Origin of the sequence: Enterobacter sp. 241F3 (genome assembly GCF_034106785.1) — a bacterium.
GTDB classification, from domain to species: domain Bacteria; phylum Pseudomonadota; class Gammaproteobacteria; order Enterobacterales; family Enterobacteriaceae; genus Enterobacter; species Enterobacter vonholyi.
Genome location: NZ_JAWNDD010000006.1, coordinates 88852 through 112280, shown reverse-complemented (window position 1 = coordinate 112280; position 23429 = coordinate 88852). Strand labels below are relative to the sequence as shown.

14 protein-coding genes are annotated in these 23429 nt (G+C 59.7%); 5 read left to right on the top strand and 9 right to left on the bottom strand.

The features are described from left to right. Position 1: 1 nt before the first annotated feature. The gene (locus UR504_RS16315; protein ID WP_109845916.1) at positions 2-526 is read right to left on the bottom strand and encodes a lipocalin family protein; all 525 of its coding nucleotides are present in this window, start codon (positions 524-526) and stop codon (positions 2-4) included. A 117-nt stretch (positions 527-643) separates the two neighbouring features. Here UR504_RS16315 and UR504_RS16310 point away from each other — a divergent pair, with 117 nt between their 5' ends. The 4 genes from UR504_RS16310 to UR504_RS16295 all read left to right on the top strand — a co-directional run bounded on the left by UR504_RS16310 (position 644) and on the right by UR504_RS16295 (position 4178). Beyond that, the gene (locus tag UR504_RS16310; RefSeq protein WP_111964278.1) at positions 644-1369 is read left to right on the top strand and encodes a MerR family transcriptional regulator; all 726 of its coding nucleotides are present in this window, start codon (positions 644-646) and stop codon (positions 1367-1369) included. 99 nt (positions 1370-1468) lie between these two features. Beyond that, the gene (gene uraH / locus UR504_RS16305; protein ID WP_045907932.1) at positions 1469-1882 is read left to right on the top strand and encodes a hydroxyisourate hydrolase; all 414 of its coding nucleotides are present in this window, start codon (positions 1469-1471) and stop codon (positions 1880-1882) included. A gap of 102 nt (positions 1883-1984) precedes the next feature. Beyond that, a complete protein-coding gene (locus UR504_RS16300; RefSeq protein ID WP_111964276.1) occupies positions 1985-2944 on the top strand; it encodes a YbgA family protein in 960 nt (319 codons plus the stop codon). A 145-nt stretch (positions 2945-3089) separates the two neighbouring features. Continuing rightward, a complete protein-coding gene (locus UR504_RS16295) occupies positions 3090-4178 on the top strand; it encodes an AAA family ATPase (RefSeq protein WP_302237162.1) in 1089 nt (362 codons plus the stop codon). 40 nt (positions 4179-4218) lie between these two features. Here the strand turns inward: UR504_RS16295 and UR504_RS16290 are convergent, their stop codons facing one another. From UR504_RS16290 to UR504_RS16260, 7 genes are all read right to left on the bottom strand, one after another. Next, positions 4219-4449, bottom strand: a complete 231-nt coding sequence (locus tag UR504_RS16290) for a hypothetical protein (RefSeq protein WP_047651828.1) — start codon at positions 4447-4449, stop codon at positions 4219-4221. Next, positions 4446-16607: a hemagglutinin repeat-containing protein gene (locus tag UR504_RS16285; protein WP_320739903.1), complete on the bottom strand. Its 12162-nt coding sequence runs from the start codon at positions 16605-16607 to the stop codon at positions 4446-4448. Before UR504_RS16285 ends, UR504_RS16290 begins: the two co-directional genes overlap by 4 nt. Before the next feature lie 14 nt (positions 16608-16621). After that, positions 16622-18319 carry a ShlB/FhaC/HecB family hemolysin secretion/activation protein gene (locus tag UR504_RS16280; protein ID WP_320739902.1) on the bottom strand — a complete coding sequence of 566 codons (1698 nt, stop codon included), beginning with the start codon at positions 18317-18319 and terminating at the stop codon, positions 16622-16624. 183 nt (positions 18320-18502) lie between these two features. Beyond that, positions 18503-19456 (bottom strand): GlxA family transcriptional regulator, encoded by a 954-nt coding sequence (locus UR504_RS16275; RefSeq protein ID WP_320739901.1) that lies wholly within the window; start codon positions 19454-19456, stop codon positions 18503-18505. Between the two features lie 26 nt (positions 19457-19482). Further along, complete coding sequence (locus UR504_RS16270; protein ID WP_248175555.1) at positions 19483-20262, bottom strand: MBL fold metallo-hydrolase; 780 nt, start codon at positions 20260-20262, stop codon at positions 19483-19485. A 122-nt stretch (positions 20263-20384) separates the two neighbouring features. After that, the gene (gene nlpA, locus UR504_RS16265; RefSeq protein WP_320739898.1) at positions 20385-21185 is read right to left on the bottom strand and encodes a lipoprotein NlpA; all 801 of its coding nucleotides are present in this window, start codon (positions 21183-21185) and stop codon (positions 20385-20387) included. A 146-nt stretch (positions 21186-21331) separates the two neighbouring features. Further along, entirely contained in the window at positions 21332-21751 is a 420-nt protein-coding gene (locus tag UR504_RS16260; RefSeq protein WP_127729050.1) for a GNAT family N-acetyltransferase, read from the bottom strand. Positions 21752-21892: 141 nt separating this feature from the next. Between UR504_RS16260 and UR504_RS16255 the strand changes: the two genes are divergently transcribed. Further along, entirely contained in the window at positions 21893-22189 is a 297-nt protein-coding gene (locus tag UR504_RS16255) for a YicS family protein (RefSeq protein WP_127729048.1), read from the top strand. 48 nt (positions 22190-22237) lie between these two features. Here UR504_RS16255 and UR504_RS16250 read toward each other — a convergent pair whose 3' ends face one another. After that, complete coding sequence (locus UR504_RS16250; RefSeq protein WP_115876739.1) at positions 22238-23188, bottom strand: LacI family DNA-binding transcriptional regulator; 951 nt, start codon at positions 23186-23188, stop codon at positions 22238-22240. Positions 23189-23429: the final 241 nt, after the last annotated feature.

The following is a 23429-nucleotide window of genomic DNA, read 5'->3' as shown; positions in this document are numbered from 1 at the left end:
GCTACTGCTTCACCCACACCAGCTGGTCAACCCGGAAGCCCAGACTGCGCGCGGTGTTCAGGTAATCCTGCTTCACCGCATCCGGGATGGTTGGCGTGCGCGACAGGATCCACAGGTAATCGCGGTTCGGGCCGCTCACCAGCGCGTACTGGTACTTATCGTCCAGCCTGATGACGTTATAGCCACCGTAGAACGGGCCGAAGAACGACACCTTCAGCGCGGCCGTGGTCGGCTCGCCGGTGAAGTACGCTTTGCCTTCGCTCTCATTCCACTTGTTCTTCACCGGATCGTAGCCCCGATTAAGCACGCTGATGCCGCCGTCGCTGCGCTCGCCGTAGGTCGCCGTCACCTGCTCCAGCCCGCGCTCAAAGCGGTTTTCCAGACGGGCGACTTCGTACCATTTGCCGAGATAGCGGCTGGCTTCGAAGTTGGTAATAGGCTGCACGCCTTTCGGCGGCGTGGGGGATTTACAGGCGACCAGCGTCAAAGCAATCGCAACACCGGTCACAACGGGCCATAGCTTCATGAGAATTCCTTTCATTTGCGCGGTTGGATGTTAAGTGTAGTGCACCGTTTCGGCGCTTCATCCCGTTCGGGAAAATTCGTAGTATATTGAGAGTATTCCTCCACTCTGGACACGGACATGGCTTACTCCATCGGCGAATTCGCCAGACTCAGCGGCATCACCGCCACCACCCTGCGGGCGTGGCAGCGTCGCTATGGTTTACTCAAGCCACAGCGCACGGAAGGCGGCCACCGCCAGTACAGCGATGAGGACGTCCAGCAGGCGCTCAAAATCCTCGACTGGGTCAAAAAAGGCGTCCCGATCGGCCAGGTCAAACCGCTGCTGGAACGCCCGACGCCGGGACGGACCAACAACTGGCAAACCCTCCAGCAGAACATGCTGCAACGCCTGCAGGACGGCAAAGTCGAGTCCCTGCGCCAGATGATTTACGACGCCGGACGCGAGTACCCAAGGCCAGAGCTGGTCGCGAACGTGCTGCGCCCGCTGCGCAGCCAGGTCTCGGCCAACGTCGCCGCCGCCATGACCCTGCGCGCGATCCTCGACGGCATCATCATGGCCTACACCTCGTTTTGCCTCGAAGGCGATAAAAAAGCGCCGGGCGATAATATTCTGCTCAGCGGCTGGCACCTGAACGACCCGTGCGAGATCTGGCTCGAAGCCCTAACGCGCACCGGCCAGGGCCACCGCATCGACATCCTGCCGGTTCCGCCTGACGCGCTGGCACCGGAAATTTTCCCGGAGCGGAAATGGCTGCTGGTCACCAGCGGCAAGCTCACCGCCGCGCGGAAAAAGCAGGTGGAGCAGTGGCAGCAGCAGGTATCGCTTGAAGTAATTATCCTCTGATAATTTTCTCCTGCGGGAATCTTCACGAAAAGTTGAATATTTTCCCGCGCCGCAGATGCTAACGTTTTCCTGTGACCTATAACTCCACAGGAAAACACCATGAAAAAAACTGCCCCTCTGCTGATGCTGGCCGCGATGGCCTTTACCCCTGCCGCCTTTAGCGCCGCTCCTGCTGGCACCTTGAGCGTACACATCCTCGACCAGCAAACCGGCACGCCTCCACCGGGCGTCACCGTCACGCTGGAAAAGCAGCAGCAGGACAAATGGACCCCGATCGCCAGCGGTAAAACTGACCAGGACGGACGCATCAAATCACTCTATCCGCAGGACCAGGACATGCAGCCTGGCGTGTATAAAGTGACCTTCAAAACCGCAGAGTACTTCCACGGCAAAAAACTGGACTCCTTCTTCCCGGAGATCCCGGTGCTGTTTACCGTGACCCGCACCAACGAGAAGCTGCACATCCCGCTTCTGCTGAGCCAGTACGGTTACTCGACCTATAAAGGCAGCTAAGGCGCATTGATTCTAAAGGAATAAAAAAAATAGTTCCGCGAATACTTGGACAAATTAGTCATGTTGTGTAAGTTTTAATTATATGAACGGGAGGACTACACCATGACGACGAAACCAGTGCTGGGTATTAGCGGATGTTTGACCGGATCCGCCGTTCGCTTTGACGGCGGACACAAGCGTATGGGCTTCGTCATGGATGAGCTGGCCCAGTGGGTGAATTTCAGGCCCGTCTGCCCGGAGATGGCCATCGGTCTGCCGACGCCTCGCCCGGCCATACGCCTGACGCTGACGGAAAGCGGCGAAACGCAGCTCCGTTTTAGCAAGCCGCCTCATGATGACCTCACGCAGAAAATGGCCGACTTTACGGCGGACTATCTGCCAAAAATCGGCGATCTGTCGGGATTTATCGTCTGTGCAAAATCCCCAAGCTGCGGCCTGGAACGCGTGCGGCTGTACGATGAAAACGGCAACCGGGGCCGCAAGGAGGGGGTCGGACTGTTCACCGCTGCCCTCCTTGAAACCTGGCCGTGGCTGCCCGTGGAAGAGGATGGACGCCTGCACGATCCGGTGCTGCGGGAAAACTTTGTCGAACGTGTTTTTGCCCTGCACGAACTGAACACGCTGCGTAAAAATGGCCTCACGCGCCGCGCGCTGCTGGACTTCCACAGCCGTTACAAACTCCAGCTGCTGGCGCACCATCAGGCGGGTTACCGTGAAATCGGCCCGTTCGTTGCCTCGCTGCACGAGTGGGAAGACCTGGACGCCTTCTTCGTGGCGTACCGGGAAAAGCTGATGACCATCCTGAAAAAACCCGCCTCGCGGAAGAATCACACCAACGTGCTGATGCATATTCAGGGGTATTTTCGTAACCAGCTTAACACCCGCCAGCGCGGCGAGCTGCGCGACGTGATCCTGCACTATCGCAACGGACAGTTGCCAATCCTCGCCCCGATCACGCTGCTGAAGCACTACCTGGCCGAATACCCCGACCGGTATCTGATGACGCAAAACTACTTTGATCCCTATCCTGATGATTTGGGTCTGCGTCTGGCAGTCAAGTGATGAAAAAAATGCGAAGGCCCCATTGACCCATAGAGGCCCAAAGCAGTACCCCGTTTAGACGACATCCTCACTGTCGTCTCTTTTTTGCATTTCATCTCAAAGACTGTGATTATATACAGGCTTATTCTGCGAAAGGGGCCTGCCTGTGATCAACACCCTGCACATTCAAAACTACCGCTCCATCCGCGAGATGTCGCTGGAGCTGGAGCAGCTTAATATCGTCTTCGGGCCGAACGGCACCGGAAAATCAAATATCTACAAGGCGATACACCTGATGCACAGCGCCGCCCAGGGGCAGTTTTCCCAGGCGCTGGCGAACGAGGGTGGTATTCTGAAGGTGTTCTGGGCAGGTAAAACCCGCAGCGACCAGCTGCGGCGGATGAACCTCGCGGTAGAAACAGAGACCTACGAATACGAGCTGCAGGTCGGGTTTGTGGAGAAGCTGCCCTATCCCTCGCAGTTTCAGCTCGACCCGGTGATCAAAGAGGAGTCCATCTGGCTGAGCGGCCAGCACCGTCGTCCTTCGTCACAGCTGATGAAGCGTAAGAACCAGGCGGTGTTTCTGAACAACGTGCATCACGAGAAGGTGACCCACAGCGGTACGCTGTACGAGAACGAATCGGTATTCGGCCAGCTCGGCGAACCGCACCTTTACCCGGAAGTGTCGCAGATGCGCGAGTCCCTGCGTAACTGGCGCTTTTATCATGAGTTTTCTGTATCAATCGGCTCGGCGATGCGGGCCCCGCAGGTCGGTTTCCGTTCCCCGGTGCTGGCCAGCGACGGTGCAAACCTGGCGGCCGCGTTTCAGACTATCGTCGAGATTGGCGACGAGCTGCTGCTGATGCGCATCCTCGACCAGGCCTTCCCCGGCTGCGTGTTTTACAGCGACAACACCGGCGGACGTTTTCGCATGATGATGCAGCGGGAGGGGCTGAGCAGGCCGCTGGAACCGGCGGAGTTCTCCGACGGCACACTGCGCTTTCTGTGCCTGGCGGTAGCGCTGTTAAGCCCGCGCCCACCGGCGTTTATCGCGCTGAACGAACCGGAAAACAGCCTGCACCCGCAGATGCTGCCTGCCCTGGCGAGCTTAATCGCCGAGGCCAGCCGCTACTCGCAGATCTGGCTCACCAGCCACTCGCCGGAGCTGGCGCAGTTGATTGAGAAGCAGCGATCGTTTTCGCTGTATCAGCTGTCTATGGCGGAGGGGGAGACGAGGGTGGAGAGGCTGGGGTAGGCCGCATTCTCTTCTTTTAAAGCCCAGTAAAATGAAATTTTCATTTTTTCTCTTTCACCTGCAGGGACTGCCCCCCTCCAATGATGAACCCTGCGCCTACAGAGATTTTGAGCGCAGTAATCAAGTCGCTCCACTTGAAATCAAAATCATTAAGGAAGAGATACGAGGCCGCTGCAATTAGCAGACGGCCTGCAGCCATAGTGATAAAGAGACCTGACATCCAGAGTAATACCAGTAATAAGAAAAGTTTTAGTCGCGGATTAATCATCATTTATTGCTACTCTGGTTTTTTTGTAGTTTTTCAGTTAAAGCTTGGGCGTAGCTACCAATAAATTCGGAACCAACAGCTTCGGTAATAGTACTAGTATATTTTGGCAAAGAATATTGCGGGAAGTAATTTTGCAATTTCTCATATCCCTTACCTATTCCCGCCCCCGCTAAAGTTCCAAATCCTGCGCCAACAGTTGGAGCAAGCGGATCTTTCCCTTGCAACACAGCCCCCGCATAAGCACCAGCCATACTCGCACCTTCTGTAAACCAGAACCCACGACCTTGTGTTAATCCACTAACCCCTGTTGCTATAAGTGCGTCGGTTACGCTGAAGGGTTCATTAGTGTTTAATTGAGACCACACATTTGCTGTGCCACCAATCATTCCAGAAGCCACGACGGATCCTGCCGTTGCCGCTCCAGGTAATAGTGCTGGAGCAACTACACTTGACATACCCGCACCCCATGCTTTAACCAGCCCGGTAGCGGGTTGCTGATTTTCAGGCAAGTCTCCTTTTGCCAGCTTATTCATCATGGCCTGCTTTTCATCCGCAGATGCACCTTTGGCTTCCGCATAATTGTTCAATGAGCCTGCAGAAGTCATATATTTGGCCAGACCATCAGGTAGAGGGAAAGAATTGGCATTATTCTCAGCCGCATTCTTCCCGCTTTGTGCACCCGTTGCTGTCGAGACCGTCTTATTCCCCGCAATTCCTCCAGCCATCCCCGCCGATATTGATGCCAAAGTAATGACCGTCTGCTTTTGATCTTCGCTCAGTTTCGACAGGTCTTTAACATCCGGATAGAGCAGGCTGGCTATAGCATGCGCAGCTAGCTCGCCCGTTGCCGCCCCTGCAGCTCCCGCAGCGGCGCTGTTACCCTGAAGAGCCGCCACCGCGCCGCCCAGAATTGCGTGCGCAACGGTATTGACGGTTGGATCGCCTTCGGTTGCTTTAAGCAGATGCGCCAGCTCAGGCGCCGACGCGCCTGCCAAGGCACCCGCAATATTACCGCCCGCCAGTCCCTGAAGTGCCGCCGTTGCCGCCTGAATACCGCGCTGAATATCGCTGCCTGTACCGTACTTCTCCATTGCCGTCTGGCCAGCCTGATTCACGATTTGCTTATCACTTGGGTTAGCATTACCTTCCGATTTCAGCTTCTCTTTGGCCGCCTTCAGCGCCTCTGGATCGGTCATGGCATTACGTGCCGCTATCGCTCCCTGTGTCCGCGCGATATCCGCCGCCTGGCTGCCGATATCACTGATAAGCCCGACTGCTTTCAGGCGATTTTGCTCTTTCTCCTTGTCGAAGATTGGGCTGATGTTGTCATTAGCATGTTCGGTATCGCGGCTCAGGTTTGCCACATCCTGCTTCTGATTATCCCGATCGCGAACGATAATGGTGCCGTCAGCCACCGCTGCCTGGGTGGTACCTTCCGCATGACCGCTGTGGCTTGCGCCTGAAATCATGCCGCCCGGCATTTTGCCTTTAAACGTATCGCCAAAACTACCGCTCCCACTGAGGCTCACACCCGTATGGCTGACCTTATAATCCGCCTCGTTGTGAAGGTCGCTAAAGCCCAGCGTTCCCGTGTCCAACGAATTTTTGTCAGCCGTCGCCGTGGAGGCAATAACCGCGCCATCCAGCTGCGTATGACGGCCAACCGTGACGTCAAATCCACCATTACCGGCAAACAACCCCGTCTGCTCTTGAACGGAGTCGTACGTGCTCTTCATCTTGTCCTGACTGGCACTGATGTAACCGGAGCCAGTCATACTGCCGAAGGTGAAGCTGCCGCCCGCCGCTGCGCTGGTCTGCTTAGATTTGTAATCATTATTGTCCTGCTGACTACTCACCAAAAGATCGCGGCCAATATCAGCGACAATCTTCTCACCGTTGACCTGCGCCCCGTTCAGAATGGCATCTCTACCGCTGGTCATGGAGAACGTGCCGCCGCTGTCCAGCGTGGTTTCGGTCCAGGCGGTGCCGTTACCTTTTTCATTACCTTTAGACGCATTCACATTGGCGAAGACACTGATCCCCATCCCGCCGCTGCCGCCCCCAATACTTACGCCCACACCACCACCACTGCTGCTGTTTTTGCCGGTGGTTTTCTGCGTGTTGGCCGCTCCCGTCAGCAGGATGTCGTTTTCAGCATTCAGCGCGGCGTCACCGCCCGCTTTCAGCTGACTACCGCCGATCAGGATATCGCCACTATTCGCACTCTTACCTTTGCCCGTGGCGGTAATGGAAAGATCGTTTCCGGCATTGATCGTGCTGCCCGCTACCGTGTCGCTCTCGGCATGCTGCTGAGATTTCGATTTCTGGCTAGTCAGAGAGAGGCTGACACCAAATCCGTTCGCCGGATCGCCAGTCTGCTGGGCAACAACCGCTCCCTGCGCTGCCTGTACGCCCGAAAGTGTCGCTTTCGTTGCCTGTAGGGCAGCCAGACGTCCATCACTTTCTTTAGACGCCTCCTGTGCAGTGGTAACAGCGCTGTTGATTGCGCTACCCACTACGCCAGACAGAGCCACCGTCAGGCCACTGGATTTTTGTTCAAACTTCTCATCGCGGGCGCGTTTGTCATGACCCGGCTCGATCACCACGCTGTCACCGGTGAGCGCCATATTTTTGCCAGCCACCAGATCCGCGCCGCCCACATGCAGCTGATTACCGGCGGCGATATCAACGCTCCCCCCCGTCGAACCCACCGTACTGAAGCTCTGACTCTGGGTGGTGCCCTTCTCACGGAGATCGTGCGTGCTTTTGCTGCTGCCGATGGTGAAGCCAATCCCGCCCGAGCCCATCAGGCCGGATTTTTTCTCTTCCTTAAAGCGCCAGGAGGTATCGCTGTTCGTGGCCGCCACAATATCAACGTTGTTGCCCGCCTTAAGCTGCACGTCGCCATCGCCCGCCACGGCGGAGCCTGACACCAACAGGTTATTGCCCGCAACCACCTGCACGTTGTCACCGCTCAGCAATGAGCCAGATTCACGCGTCGCGCTGTTCTCCTCGATGGTGTGGGTGGTTTTCTTGCTCAGGAACCCTTTTTTGGTTTTGGTCTGCTCTTTGTAGTGATAGTCGCTTTCGGTTGCGGTATTGAGATTGACGTCACGGCCTGCCGCCACGCCGATATCGCCCTTCGCCGTCACCTGCGCGGCTTCGGTGGTGACATCGCGCCCGGCGAGGATTTGGGTATTCGCCCCGCTGGCGATCTCGGTTCCCTGCTGGCGTACCGATTCGTTGATGACGGTTTTCTTGCCTGACCTATAGCTGTCGCCCTGCGTGGTCTCTTCCGCCGCCAGATTCACGTCGCGACCCGCCTGCAGCCCGACGCTTTTCTCCGCCGCCAGCGCGGCGGCCTGAGCGTTGATATCCTGCCCGGCCTTCAGGACCAGGTTATCGCCTGCGGAAATCGTGGTGCGGTCGAGCCCGGTGCTGTGGGACTCGCTTTTCCCTTTACGGCTGCTTTCGCTGGTTTGCTCCGCGTTCAGGTTGAGATCGTTGCCCGCGCTCAGCCCCGCGCTGCCGCCCGCCTTCAGGTCGCTGGCGGTCACGTCAAGGTTGTGCCCGGCGTTCACCAGCAGGTTGCCGCCCGCGGTGACGTTACTGCCCTGATACGTGACGGACGAACGGCTGGTTTTCGCCCGGCTGGAGCTGAATGCGTCGTTGATCTGATTCGCGTTGACGGCAATATCGCCCCACGCGTTCAGCAGCATATCGCCGCCGGAGGCCAGGTTCGCCCCGGTAACGGTGATGTTTTTCCCCGCCTCAAGGGACAGACCATCCTGCGCGGTAATCGATGCCGTGTTGCCCAGCAGGGTGTCTTTCAGGCCGATGTTGCCGTACTTCCCGCCGGCGTTGATATCAATCTGCTCAACCTGGGTCAGGTTATTGATGCTGCCGTCCAGGCTCTCCAGCGCGATCGTTTTGCCGCTGATGGTGGAGCTGATGTTATTGATATCGCCGATGGCGCTCAGGTTCAGGTCGCCGCCCGCTTTCATCAGGCCGTTGCTGAGGTTGCTGATGCTGTTCTGGCTGTCGAGCGTCAGGCTGTTTTTCGCCAGCAGCGTGCTGCCGCCGTTGGTGATGCTGCCGCCCTTCAGGGTGACGTTGTTGCCTGCGATCACGCTGCCGTTGTTGACGGTGACGTCCTTCGGCGACAGGTAGAGTTTCGGTACCATCACCGTTTCGCCGTTGACGGTGGCTTTCTCCCACCACAGCAGGCTGTGGTCGAGCGCGGCAATCTGATCGGCGGTCAGCGAGACGCCAAACTGCAGGCCCAGCGACTGCTGCGCCGCCGCGGCGTTGTCCATCAGGTAGCGCATCTGATCCAGATCGGAGCCGATACCGTTCAGGTAACGGTTACCGGTCTGGTTGAGCACCACGTTGGAAACGTAGCGGGTATCGAACGCCGCATCGCCGAGGAAGCGGTAATCGTAGTCCGGGTTCAGGTTGAGGCGGCCCAGCATGTAAGACGAGCCGAGGAACTGCTTCTCGTCCGTAAACGCCAGCCGCGTCTCCTGCGGCGCAGTGGACGACGGTTTGATCCCGAGCATCGCGTTCAGGTCGGCAAACAGGGCGGGATCAAGCTGTCCGAGACCGTTCAGTTTCGGGTTGATGCTGATCAGGTACGGGCTTTTCGGGTTGTCGGAGAAGACAAAATAGCCGTTGTTGCCCGACGGCAGCGGGTAAGCGCTGGTATCGACGCGCTGGCCCTGATAATGCCCGACGGCGCCGCCCTGAGCGGTTCGGAGATCGGCGGTGGTGACCCCGGCGTTCGCCAGCGCGCCCAGTTGGCCGAGGTTCGCGTTGCCTTTCTGCGTGGTGGCAATGTTGCTGAGAAGCGTGCCGGACGCGCCGCCGTTTTCCAGCGCGCCGCCGCCGTTAAGCTGCTGCAGCGCGCCCTGGAGCCGATCGTTCCACTGCGGCGAGTTCACCGCCACGGTGCCGGTAGCGTTCAGCCCCTGTTTTTGCACGCCGCTGCCGATGGTCTGGTTGCTGAGGGTGTTCAGCGACGGGGTGGAGATAACGTTGCTGACGCCGCCCGCGTTAGCGGTGGTATTAGTGTTGCTGATGTTGCTGGTGAAGTTTGCGGTGACGTTGCCGCCCGCCTGGATGACGGCGCGTAAGGTTTCGCCCTCCACAGATTCAGTCGTCAGACCTTGTAACTCATAAATAAAGGTCGAGTTAGCTTTTGGTCCAGGATATCCCGATTCCGAAGATGAACCCCCAGTAGAACTGAGATACTTATAATTATAAAAAGTCCCCGTTGTTCCCGATTGATAGCTCTCATTGTTCAGCTGCGAGCCTGAAAGAGATGCGTTACGTTCACTCAGTATTTGACTTGATTTATTTTCCAGAGTACCAGCATTGATAACCAAATCGCGCCCGGAAGCGATGCGCCCCGCGCCACCGCTCGCACTTACATCAAGATGTACCACTGAGCCAGCAAAGCGCATTTGGCTGCTCTCTGCGGTAGGAACAAAAGATGAACTGTAAATATCGTACTCAATTGCACAAGTACAGTTGCGATATCCTTTGGTTTTCGTATTGCTGATTCTGTAAGACGTTGAAGGGAGACTCAGGACAAGCAGTTCAATCGTTGCATCACCGACGTTTTCAGCCAGTTGTGAAGTCTCCGTCCAGCTATTTACCGAAAGTCCATCACGGGTATTCAGCAAATGCCCCGTTCTGATCGCAATATCACCCCCCTGCGTCTCAATATTCCCCGACGTGTTCACCACCTGGCTGTTCGCATTCCCCGCCGCATCCCGCTGCATCCACAGGTTGTTCCCCGCCATGATGTCGCCGCGCTGGTTAGTGATGCTGTCGGCAAACAGCGCCAGATTATTCGCCGCGTACAGCAGCGCGGTATTAACGATGGAGCCCGGCGCGCTGAGGGTCAGCGAGCCGCGCGTGCCGGTGAAGCCGTCGACGGTAATATTGCCCCTACTGGCAATGGTGATGTCGCCCCCGCCCTGCACCGAGCCCGCGGCGTTCAGCGCCACATTGCTGCCGGAGAGCGTGCTGGTGCCGCCGCCGGTGGTGATTTGTCCGTTGTTGCTGAGCTGCCCGCCCGCGCTGAGGTTAACCGCCTGCCCCTGCAGCACGCTGCGGTTATCGATGTCGCCGCCGCTGCTGATGGTCAGGGTTCGGCCTGCCGCCACGGCGGTCCGGCTGGTAAACGCGTTCGTCAGCTGCAGCGTTAAGTCCCCCAGGGACACCAGCTGGCCGGTCAGGTCCAGCCCCCGGCTCTGCAGCCACAGGTTGCCGCCGCTCAGCAGCCTGCCGCCCGCGCTCTGGATTACCTGGTCGGCATTGATGTTCAGCTGCGCGTTGCCGAGCAGCGTGCCGCTGTTGTTCAGCTGGCCGTAGTTAACCGTCAGCTGTCCCGCCTGGGTGGTGCCCTGGCTGGCAAACGCGGTGCCGGTCAGCGTGGCCCGGTCGGCCACCCACGTGCCGCCGTTGGTGGCGTTTGCCGCATTGAGTATCAGGTCGGTGGCCTGCAGCCAGCCGGTGCCGGTGAACTGCGGCGTGCCGAGCGTCAGGCGCGCGCCGGAGAGCAGCCTGCCGTCGTTACGCGCCTGCGAGGAGGCTGTCACGCGCGTCTCGCCGCCGCCCTGAATCAGGCCGTAGTTAAACAGCGCGGGCGTGGTCAGCGTCAGCGCATCGCGGCTGACGATTTCGCCTCCGCTGCTGTTGGTGAGCGTCCCGCTGAGGGCCAGCGTCGCGCCGTTATCGCCCTGCAGACGTCCGCCGTTGGTGAGCGCCCCGGTGGTGATGCCGAGCGTGCCCCCCTGCATTTTGCCGTCGCTGGTGACGGAGGCCGCCGTGACGTTCAGCGCCCCGCCGGACAGCAGGGTGCCGCCAGACTGCTGGCTGACCGCGCCGGTCTGGCTGAGGGTCAGGCCATTCACGCCGCTGATGGCGCCGCTGTTGCTGAGCGTGCCGCCCGTCAGCGTCAGGTTTTTCGCCGCCCACTGCCCCTGGTTCGCCAGCGTCGCGGCCTGCAGCGTCGCCGCACCCAGCGCGGTGATCTTACTGCCCGCGGTTCCGGTGAGCGTGTCGGCCAGCGTCATCTGCAGCCCGTCGGCGCTCTGCACCGTGCCGCTGTTGGTGAGCGACTGCGCGTTAAGCAGAATGTTCTGCGCCTGCCAGCTCCCGGCGTTGGTCACCGTGCCGGATGCCATGGTCAGCACGCCCTGAGTGAGAAGCCTGCCGCCTGCGCCGTTAATCAGCGCCTGCTGCGGCGCGGCCATCGCCATGCGCGCCATCAGCCGCTGCTCCCCCTGAACGGTCAGGCTCTGCAGGCCGGTCAGCGTGCCCTGGTTGTTAATGCTGTTCTGATGCAGCGTGAGGGTGTTCCCCTGCACGGTGCCGCTGTTTTTAAGCGTGCTGCCGCCGAGCGTCACATCCCCCTCGCTGAGGAGCTGCCCGCGGTTGTCCAGCGTCTGTGCGGTGATATCCGCCCGCCCCTGGCTCATCAGCGAGCCGGCTGAGGTCAGCGTGCCGCCGGTCGTGGCCGTCAGCGCTCCCTGGCTGAGCAGGGACCCGCCGTGCGTCCAGTCGCCGGTGGCGCGGATGTCCGCGCCGTTCCCCTGCAGCGTGCCCTGCGTAACCAACTGGCCTGCGTCCAGCGTCAGCATGCCGCCGGAGAGGGTGCGCGAGGCCGCGCCCGTGGTCAGCGTGGTCCCGGTGAGCGCCAGGCCATTCGTTCCCTGCATCAGCCCGCCGTTGTTCATCTCGCGGGCGGTGAGGGACAGCGTACCGCCTGTGATGCGCCCCGGGTTCGCCAGGGTATCCGCAGTGAAGGCAGTCGTGCCGCCGCTCTGCAGCAGCCCGGTATTCGTTAACGCCCCGCCGAGCGTGCCGCTGAGTCCCGTCTGCCCGTTCACCGTGCCGCTGTTGGTGAGGGTGGTGCCGGTCATGCCCAGCGTCGCGCCCTGCAGCGTACCGGCGTTCGTCAGCTCTCCCCCCGTCAGCGTGAAGCCGCCGCCGGAGAGCCATTTGCCGTTCAGCTCGTTGATAAAGCGGTCGGCGGCGGCGTTAACCGCGCTGCTGCCCTGCATCAGGCCGCTGTTGCGCAGCTCCGTCGCGCCAGCTGTCAGCGTTTTGCCCGCCACCGTGCCGCTGCTGGTCAGCGTTGTCGCGTGAAGCGCGGCATCTCCGGTGGCAACGATGTTCCCCGTGCTGGTCAGGGCACTGCTCAGGCCCAAATCCAGGTCCTGCGCCTGAATATCGCCCCGGTTCGTCAGGTCGCTGCCCCGCAGGGTAAACCCGCCGTTCACCAGCAGCAGGCCGGCGTTATCGAGCATGTCGAGGGACAGGTCCAGAGAACTGCCGCTAATCAGCTGCCCGGTGGCGCCGTTGCTCAGCGCGCGGGTGGTCAGCGCCAGCGTGTCGTTGCCCTGCAGCATGCCGGTGTTGGTCAGCTGCGCGGCGTTCACCGTCAGCGCCTTCCCGGCCAGCTGGCCGTCGTTGAACAGCTGGGCCGCCGTCAGCGTGAACAGGTTCTGGCTGAGCAGGGCGCCGGTGTTATCCAGCCTGCCGGTCGCGGAAAGCGTCAGGGCGTCCAGCGCCTGAACGCTGCCCTGGTTATTCAGGCTCGCGGCGTCCAGCGTCGCGCGGCGCCCCTGCAGGCTGCCCGCGTTGCTCAGCGTTTGTCCGCTGAGCGTCAGGGTCTCGCCGCCCGTCACCTGGCCCTGAGGCTGGTTCGTGAAGGTGTTGCCGGACCAGGCCAGCGTGCTGCTGCCCTGAAGCAGGCCGCTGTTCTGCAGGTCGCCCCGCAGGGTCAGCACTTTCGCCAGCAGCTGGCCCCGGTTATCGGTCCTGCCGGCCTGGACGTCCAGCGCCTGCTGGCTGAGCACCTTGCCGCTGTTGGTCAGCGTGCCGGTCACCGCCGCCGTCACGCCCGCTTCCCCCAGCGCGTTGCCGGTATTCATCCACTCGCCGGTGGCCAGGTTCAGGGTGTTGCCCTGCAGCAGCCCGGCGTTGGTCAGGGTGGTGTGGCGCAGGCCGAGCGCGCCGCCGGAGAGCAGCATGCCCGCCTGCAGGTTGCTGAGCTGTGCCCCGGTCGCCGTCAGGGAACGGGTCCCCTGCAGCGTGCCGCCGTTGGTCACCGACGCGCTGTTAAACTGCGCGTCAGTACCGGCCATCAGGCCGCCGTTCGTCAGGCTGGCGGCGGTCAGCGTCAGGCCGTCCCGGGCAATCACCCGCCCGTCGGCATCGTTGCTGGCCTGGCGGGTCAGGTTCAGCAGCAGCGCGGTGGCGCTGAGCTCGCCGCTGTTGGCCAGCGTTTCACCGTTAAGCGTGAGCGTTCCGCCGCTGCGCAGCGCGCCCCGGTTAGTGAGGTCTGCCACGCCGAGCGTCAGCGCCGAGTCCCCCCCGACGGTGCCCTGGTTCTGCAGGCTGTCCGCCGTGATGTGCAGGTCGCCGGCCGCAATATTGCCCGCGTTAGTAAACGCAGTGCCGTTCAGGGTGAGCCGGTCGTCCGCCAGCAGGCGTCCGCTGTTGGTCAGGCTGAGGTAGTCGCTGCTCAGGCTGACGCCGTTAATTTCACCCTGGTTTGTCAGTGTGTCGCCTTTAATGCGCAGCGTGCCGTCGGTGGTGATAAGCCCGCTGTTGGCCAGCACCGGAACGTTCAGCGTTAAATCCTGCGCGCTGTAGACAGACCCGCCGGCGAGGTTCGTGAGCGACCCGGTCTTCAGGTCGAGCTGGGTGGTCCCCTGCAGCAGCCCGCCGTTCTCCACCGAGGCACCGTCCAGCGCCAGCGTACCGGCAACCAGCGTACCGCTGCTGGTGATGCGCCCGGGGGCCGTCAGGGTCATGCGGTCCGCTTTTGCGACGCCGGACTGGAGGATGTTCTGTCCACTGAGGCTGAGGGTGTCGGCGGTGAGCTCGCCGCCGCTGGTCAGGTCGCTGGTTGCGTTAAAACTCAGCGCGTTACCGGTGGATTTCCCGGCGTGCGCAAGGGTGCCCGCCGTCACCGACAGAGCCCCTTTCGCCGCCTGCGTGCCGTTCAGCGCGGCATTCTTCGCCTGCAGGGTAAGCCCCTGCCCGCTCTGCAGATGCGCATCCTGGCCGGTGGTCAGGTCGCCGGTGCTGACGGTTAATGCCCCCGCCGCGTCCGTCTGCCCGTTCAGGCTGGCGCTGCGGGTCGCGGTAATCTGAACATTGCCCTGACTGGTGGTGCGGGACGCCTGACCGCTGGTCAGGGTACCGGCCTGCGCCGTCAGCGCCGTCGCGCCGGACAGGGTGCCGTTCTGCTCAAGCGCGTCTGCCGTCACGCGCATCGCGCCGTCAGCCAGCAGGCTGCCGCTGTTACGCAGGGTCTGCTGCGCCGTGACGTTCGCGTTGCCTTTCGCGCTGAGCGTGCCCCGCTGCTCCAGGGTACCGGCGCTCAGCGCCAGGTTGCCGGCGCTCTGCAGGGTACCGCTGTTAGTGACCGTCTGCCCCTTCAGGGTGACGTCGTTACCCTGCGCCGTGCCGCCGTTCGTCAGCTCTCCCGCGTTCACGTCAAGGCGGCCTTTCGCCGCCAGCTGGCCGCTGCTGGACACCCTGTCGCCGGAGAGCGCAATGTCACGCCCCGCATTCACCTGCCCCTGGTTACTGACGGCGCTGCCCGTCAGGCGGACGTCGCCCGCGGCATCGGCCCGGCTCTGGCCGTCCAGGACTATTTGCCCGCCGCTCAGGGCCAGATTTTCTCCTGCCGAGACCGCGCTGGCCGTGGAGGACAGCGTGCCGCCGCTGCTGAGCGTCGCGCGGGTATCGCTCCCGCTGCGGGTATTCGTCAGGGTGATATCCTTCCCGGCCGCCACGCTGAGCGCGCCTTTGCTGGTGACGCTGCCGCCGCGCTGCGTCAGGCTGCCGCCGGTGGACAGCGTGGTGTCGGCCTGGCCTGTCAGAGTCGCATCCGCAAGCGCCATTCCCTGTTTGCTCGTGACGGTTAGCGCCCCGCCCTGTGCCGACACGCCGCCGCCGTTTACGGTCAGGGTATCTTTACTGTCCAGAGTCGCCGCACCGCGGGAGACCAGGGAGGTATTGCTGAGCGTCATCCCCTGCCCGCTGCTCACCGATAGCGCGCCCGCGCTGTTTGTCCCGCCGCCCGTCGTCTGCACTTTCCCCGCAGCGGAAAGGCGCATATCGGCCTGGCTGGCGAGCGTGCTGTTACTGAGCTCCACATCCCGCGAGCTGGCCACGTTCAGCGCCCCCCCGGCCTGATGGCTGCCGCTGAGGGCCACCCCCGCGCCGTTCGCGCTAATCGAGCCGCTGGCCAGGCTGTTCGTGACCGTCAGTTTCCCGCCCGCGTCCAGCTGAATGTCGCCCTGGCGCGCGGTGAGGTTGCCGAGGTTCACCCCCACGCCCGTCTCGCTGGAGACCAGGCGAATACGGTTCGCATACATCCCGCCGAGCGCGCCGGTATCCACGGCCACCACGGGCGCGGCGCCCTCACCGGCAATCGGCCTGACGCTGCCGTCTGCCCCCACGCGGTTCGCCCCTGCGGTCACCGTCAGGTCGTTCGCGTGGATCGCGGCGTTCACTTCCGTTGCGCGCGCAATAATCGACAGCGCGTCGCTTTTACTGGCGTCCAGCCCCTGGCCTTCAACCGTGATGGCCCCTTTCGTCACCTCCAGCGCCAGCAGGTTACCGCTGACGTCGAACTGCGGTTTCCCCGTGGTCAGGGTGACGTTCGGGGTGTTGATAAATCCGCACCCGTTACAGGTAATGCCGTACGGGTTGGCCACCATAACGTTTGCTGCTTTACCGGCGACTTCCGTGTAGCCCTGCAGCTGCGAGCGGCTGGCGCCCGTGACTTCGTTGATAATGCCTTTCGCTTCCCGCCCGGCCTGCAGGTTGGGGTTGTTCTGGATAAGCCCGCCCAGTTGGGTCTGGGTTAAACGGTCCGTGCCGTTATTGAGGATAAGCCCCTCTTTGCCGACGTTATACTCACCGAACTGGTTATGCGAGATACCCGCCCCGTTGGGCGTGGCGATGTTGACGACCGGCACCCCGTTCCCCGCCCGATCGACCGTGGCCTGTCCGGCCGGCGTGAGCGCCGCCGCGACGGCAGGTGCCATCGGCTGCCAGACCATCAGGCCGCAGACAATCCAGCTGATCAGACGCTGCGAGAAACGAACGGGTGGGTGACGGGTATCCATAGTCGTAGAGTCTCTTAAAGCATGAAGGCAATGCGCCAGTTAACGCTCACATGATCCGGGCCGAGCCAGTCGGGGTAGTGCAGGGGCGTGCCGACCGAAATCTGGCTGCTGTACCAGCGCCCTGCGCTGCTCAGCCCCACCGAGCCTCCCCATAACGTGCCGGAGGCAAAGCGGTCCTGACGGTCTTTTTCCAGCCAGCCGCCGTCAACGGCGACCGTTGCGCTCACCGCGCCAATCACCGGAAGGGTGAAGAGGGAGTAGCCCAGCTCGTTACGCCAGTAGCCGCCGTTGTCCCCGGACAGGTACTGCTCCTTAAAACCGCGCACGGAGCTTTCGCCGCCGAGCGTCAGGCGCTCAGAGCCGTACAGCCGGTCGGGCGACCACTGGCCGTAGGCGCTGGTCAGCCACCAGGCGTTACGGGCGACAGGACGCTGGAAGCTGGCGTTCAGGCTCCATTTACGGAATTCCGCGCGCGGCATATCCCCGGACTTATCTTCGTCGGTTTCGGCACTGAACCACGGCATGCCGTGGCTCCAGGTCGGGTTGAAGGTCGCCACGCCGCCCAGCATTTTTTGCGTGTGCGTAATGCCCAGAACCAGGCTGGAGAGGTTGCGCGTGCTGCTCTGAAGCGGCGCGTCGTTGAGCCAGTTGCGGCTGGAGCGCTGAACCACGCCAGCCGCAATGCCGGTTTTCACCTCCCCGTTGCGGAAGACCACCCAGGACGCGTTAACGCGGTGGGTTTTGGTATCGCCCGTGGAGAGCCAGTTGAAGCCCTGGTTACTGATGGTGGTCCGGTAGTTACTCCAGGCGTAGCTGTAGTCCAGTAATCCGTAGCCAAACGGCACGCTGACGCCCACCTGGAAGTTCTGCGCATCGTACGCGCTGGCAAAATCGCTGCTGCGCCCGCCGCTGACAAACCATTTATCCGCCAGCCCCAGCATATTATTCGCGGTGAGCACGCCATTCAGCTGGTTTTCACCGGTGCTCTTCTGCCCGCTATTATCCAGGCTTACCGATGCACTTAAGGGAAATTCCGGTTTTGCCGTGAGGTTAACGATGGAATATCCGGCCTGCGTTCCCGGAAGAATTTCAATCTGAACCGGGTCGGCACGCAAACGGTTAATTTGCTCCATGCCCTGTTCGATGTCGCGTAAATTAAGGATGCCGCCGACCCGTCCCGGAAACGCCATTTTCAGCATGTGCGGCGTTTCGCCTTCCAGACGGATCGCTTCCAGCCGTCCTTCCAGCACCACAATATTCAGCTGACCGCCGGAGAGATCCTGCTCGGTAAGAAAAGCGCGGCTGGTGATATATCCCCGGCTGATATACCAGTCAGAAATATGGGCGAGAAGCTCCGTTATTTTTGCCATATCCAGACACCGGCCCTGCCACGGCGCGACAAGGGCCTGCCGGGTTTTCGGGGAGATTAGGGTCGCACCGGAAAGGGTAATGGTATTAATGGTGAAGCAGGGCCCGGCGCCGGTAGCAGGCAGCGGTCTGGCGGGCGCGGGACGAGGAATACTGCGCTCCAGCTCCTCACGCTGTTGCTGGTTTTGTAATAAAAGCTGCTGCTGTTGCTGCTGGATGGAATCGCGATCGGCTGGAGACAACGGAGCAGCGTTAACGCTCGCTGAAAAAAGCGTAACCGATAAGATAAAAATAATATAATTTGCTAATGAAATTATTCTCTTTTTTATTTTATTGCTATTCATCCATGCCACAAAATTTATTCGCAATTAATATTTTCGAAATATAAGAGCATTCTTAATGCGAGTATATCTAATTTGCGTTAGGGCTCATCAAATAAAATAATTTTTTAGAAAAATGAGAGGTCGATTAAGAAAAAATAATAAATTATTTAACTAAGCCTTAAATCTTGAGTTAGCCCAAATAAACTAGCTGTGAAGACGAAAGGTTTTTCTCCATTCCGCAGGGCTCACCCCAAAACGCGCCTTAAACTGCTGTCGCCAGGTGACGGCGGAATTAAATCCCACCAGCTCAGCCACGCGCTCAATCGGCATATTTCCGGCTTCCAGCAGGATCTGGCTGCGCCGCAGGCGTTCGGTGGTCAGCCAGTCGGCGACGCTCATCCCCGTAGCGTTAACAAAATGGCGGGTCAGGGTGCGGCGGCTCATCGAGACGACCTCCGCCAGCGAGTCCAGACTATGTGGTTCGGTGATGTGCTGCTGAAGATAGTCGATCAGGCAGTTAATGCGTCCGTCGCGGGTATCTTTGGGTACCGGCTGGGCGATGAACTGCGCCTGACCGCCCTCGCGGTGGGGCGGTACAATCATCCGGCGGGCAATCTGGTTGGCGACCACGCTGCCAAAGCGCTGGCGAATGATATACAGGCAGCAGTCCAGCGCGGCGGCAGTCCCGGCAGAGGTAATGATATTGCCGTCATCCACGTAAAGGGCATTAATATCCAGCCGAACGTTCGGGAAGAGGGACTGAAACTGACGTTCGAACTCCCAGTGGGTGGCCGCACGCTTACCGTCGAGAAGCCCCGCCCAGGCCAACACAAACGACCCCAGACACAGCCCGACGATTTCCGCGCCGTTGTCTCTCGCCTGCACCAGGCTATCGAGCAGCGACTGTGGCGGGCGTTCAAGAACGTGCTGCCAGTAGGGAACGACAACAATATCGGCCTGCCCAATGGCGGTAAAATCCTGCGTGGCGTTGAGGGCAAATCCGTCTTTTGAGGTGAGGAATCCCGGCGTTTCGGCGCAGATCGTCACGTTAAAGCGCTTTTCTCCGGAGACCGAGTCGCCAAACAGAATGCAGGGAACGGAGTAGTGGAACGGGCTGAACCCGTCTACCGCGACAATCGCGACGTTGGCTAGCGGCATTTGTCTCTCCTTTCCCTTTTAGATACTCAGAATATAACGGTTTCGCCATCCTGGGGAATGCTCACTGCGTCACTCACCTGGTTGGCTTCAACGTACTCACGCAGCGCGCTGCGGGTTAACAGGCAGTGGTTAATGGCTTCCATATGGCTCGCCACAATTTTGGCCTGCGGCAGCAGGAAATGGACGTTGAGCACGTCCTCCTGCCCCATAATGATAGGCCCAAAGCCAATGACGTGAGCATAGCCGGCGTTCAGCACCACCACGTCCGGCTGATGCTTTTGCAGATCGGCCGCCACCTCGTCACGCCAGACGGTATCCCCGGCAATATAGAGCGTCTTCTCATCAGGATGGCGGAGCACCACGCCACAGGCCTCGCCCAGCCGCTCCGCCAGTTCGGGCACTGCATATGCGCGATCGGTCCCGTGCTGCCCACCGTGGGTTTTCGTAATCAGAATATCGCCGAAGAAGGTCGCGTCGGTCATGACCGTCAGGTTGCTAAACCCCTGGCTGCGCAGCAGCGCGGCGTCACGCTCGTTTTGCACGTAGATCGGCTTATCTTTGGCGATCAGCTCTGCCGCGGCGCGATCCCAGTGATCGTCATGAGTATGGGTGACGATCACCGCGTCGGCGTCCAGCAGCGTGTTGACGTCAACGGGGAGTTCGACCGTCGGGTTACGACGTTCGGCATACGCCGTGCCGGGAAAGCCCGGATAAGCGCCCTTAGGGGCCAGCATCGGGTCGATTAAAAGACGTTTTCCGGCGTAGGTAATCAGCTGGGTGGCGTTGCGAATGTGGGTAATGTTCATGGGCTATCCTCCGGTTGGTGTGATAAGGAGGATAGCCAGCCGTCGCCGGTAACGCTGTGGGTTAAAGGGCGATTACCGATGGAATCGGGCCAATTTAATCACCGCGTTTTCTGCCGGTTCCTTTACCAGCCCGGCACCGCCCCGCCGTTAAAGATCGTCTCCGCCGCTTTCGCCACTTCAGGCGACTGATACGACTGGATAAATTCCTTCACGTTCTCGGCGTTTTTGTTGTCTTCGCGCGTCACAACGATGTTCACGTACGGCGAGTTTTTGTCTTCGATAAAGACGCTGTCATGCACCGGCGACAGCCCGGTTTGCTGGATATAGGTAGTACTGATGATGGCGACATCGACTTTAGGGTCGTCCAGCACGCGCGGCAGCTGCGCCCCTTCGAGCTCCATGATTTTCAGCTGTTTAGGGTTGGCGGTAATATCCAGCGCCGTTGGCAGCAACCCGGTGTCCGGCTTCAGGGTGATGAGCTTCTCTTTTTGCAACAGCAGCAGCGCGCGGCCCAGGTTGGTCGGGTCGTTTGGAATGGCAATGGTTGCGCCGTCCTTCAGGTCAGAGACGGATTTGATTTTGCGGGAATAGCCGGCCATCGGGAAAACAAAGGTGTTCGCCACGGCCACCAGCTTGTAGCCATGCGCCTTGTTATCCTCTGCAAGGAACGGGCGATGCTGGAAGACGTTGGCATCCAGTTCCCCCTGGTTGGTGGCATCGTTAGGCAACAGCGAGCCGCTGAAGCCCACCAGCTCCACGTCGAGGCCATATTTCTCTTTCGCCACCTTTTTGGCGACTTCCGCCACGTCCTGCTCGGCGCCGTTGATGACGCCGACTTTAATGTGTTTGGCATCGCTGCCACTTTGATCGCACCCTGCCAGCAACAGGCCAGCCAGTACCAGAGCACCCAATCGACGTTTCACAAGACAGTTCCTTTTGCTGAATGTTGTAATGACTATATCGACAACGAGGCGGTGAAATAAAAACCGAAAAAGAATCAATAAGAAGGATAAGTTATATGCGGGTATAGCCGGGTGGCGCTGCGCTTACCCGGCCTGCGGATTCAGAGCTAAAGGGCTTTCGCCAGGTAATGTCGCTGCATGCCCGGATAAGGATAATCCTGCAAAGACATTTGCAACTGGTACCCCTGTTTTTCATAGAACGGCCGCGCCTGGAAGCTGGCGGTATCGACCAGCGCGTGCTTGCAGCCTTTGCGTCTGGCTTCCTCTTCGGCCGTTCTGATGAGCTGGCTGCCAACGCCGGATCCGCGCACGGTCTCGCTCACCCAGAGATAGTCGATATTCAGCCAGTCGCCTTTTCGCACACCGATTAACCCGCCCAGCATGGCGCCATTATCGTCACGCATGTAAACGCCAACGTCGCCGCTAAAGGTCGCCATATCCAAAAATTGCGCGTTGTAGGCACGCAGCCCCACGAATAACTCTTCTTTTTCCTGCTGCGTAACCGTATTGGTAATGCTCAGTTGCATGACGTTCTCCCTGTTTTTGTGTGCTGTTTGACTATCTCACAGATACTTTACGGAGAAAATTCATACTTTCGGCTGGCGTCGCTACACTGAATGTAACGATATATTTCATGGGAAGCCTGTGACGTCAAAAGGGGGTTGTTGATGAAAGCTGCACACCTTGTCTGCCTGCTGGTTTGTCTGCTCTTCGCCGCGTTTGTCCATGCTCAGGAAAAGGACGATCCCATGAAAGAGGCGCAAATAAAGCAGCAGGTCCTTAAAGATATTAAGAAAACCTGTACGCCACAGAAAAAGCAGAGCGATAAAGCCTGGCAGGAGATGATTTTGTCGTCCGAGGCCAATCAGCTGCTAATCAAAAATGCCATTACCGCCGTGAAGCGCGACAACCTGGATGCCTACTGGGGGGCGATTGGTCAAGTGGATTGTATGGAAGATTATTGAATGCTGCTTGCCGGGTGGCGCTACGCTTACCCGGCCTGGAAAACATGTTTAACGCTTACGCACATCCGGAATAATTAAATCTCCGCGCAGCACATACGAGCCCAGCATCTGCGTTTTCTCCGTCAGCCAGCCCACAATACGCGCCGCCATGGCATCCATGGAATATTCAATCGCCGGGATCACCGGAATACCCGGCAGGTGCAGCGATCCGGCAAGGCTAAAGACCATGATGTCGTCCGGTACCGATTTATTAAACGCCTGCAGCTGCGGGATCACCCGCTGGGCTTCCTGCTCGTCCGCCACCAGCAGCGCGTTGAAGTTCAGCGTGCTGGCGTTATTCAGCAGCTCCTGCAGCGCAACGGACGAAGACGTCGCGTCCATAAAGACCAGGTTGCGATTAAAGGGCAGGAAATTTTTCTCCAGCGCGTGCTTGTAGCCGAGCAGCACCTGGTCGGCAAAACCGCTGCCGTGGGGGTGGATCAGCGCAATCTGGCGACGCCCCTGGCTGGTGAGATAATTACAGGCAGTTTCTGCGGCAAAAGCGTGATCGAACTGGATGCTGTTGGAATTATCAGACTCCATGCAGTCGACCAGGATGACGTTGTCCATGTCGACGTCCAGCGGGAAACGGGCGCCGATCACCAGGATGTCATCACAAAGCCCGCAGGAAAGTTCTTCAAGGGCGTTCATCACTTCCGCTTTACCGTGCGCGAAACGCAGCAGCAGGTGTTTTTGATGCTGGCTGAGCTGTTTTTCCAGCGCGTACAGATAACCGGTGGTCTGGTTAATGTTTTCCTGGGCGCAAATGACCCCAATGCAGCCCGTCGACTGGCTCAGCAGCGACTGGGCAATCACGTTGGGACGATAGTTCAGCTCATCCACAGCTTTCAGAACGGCCTGACGGCTGGCTTCCTTAACGCCACGCGACCCACTCAACACTCGCGAAACCGTGGCTTTAGACACCCCGGCAAGACGTGATACATCATTGATTGTCGACATCTTTTTCCCCTGGCAGGCTTACCTCGCGCCTGCAAATTCCATCACCGCTTCGGCTCACATTATAGCCAGAACGGAGTATATCCGTTTCCGTTTTCCATGGAAACCGATTTTCCGTTTCCACTCAAAATGATGTCAAACCAGCCAAATTATGTGACGCACATCCGGTTAATTAGCCTCATAAGTATTGGATCTTGATGGCTATCACAGTTCTGCTTTTTATAAATGGAAACCGGTTTCCGTA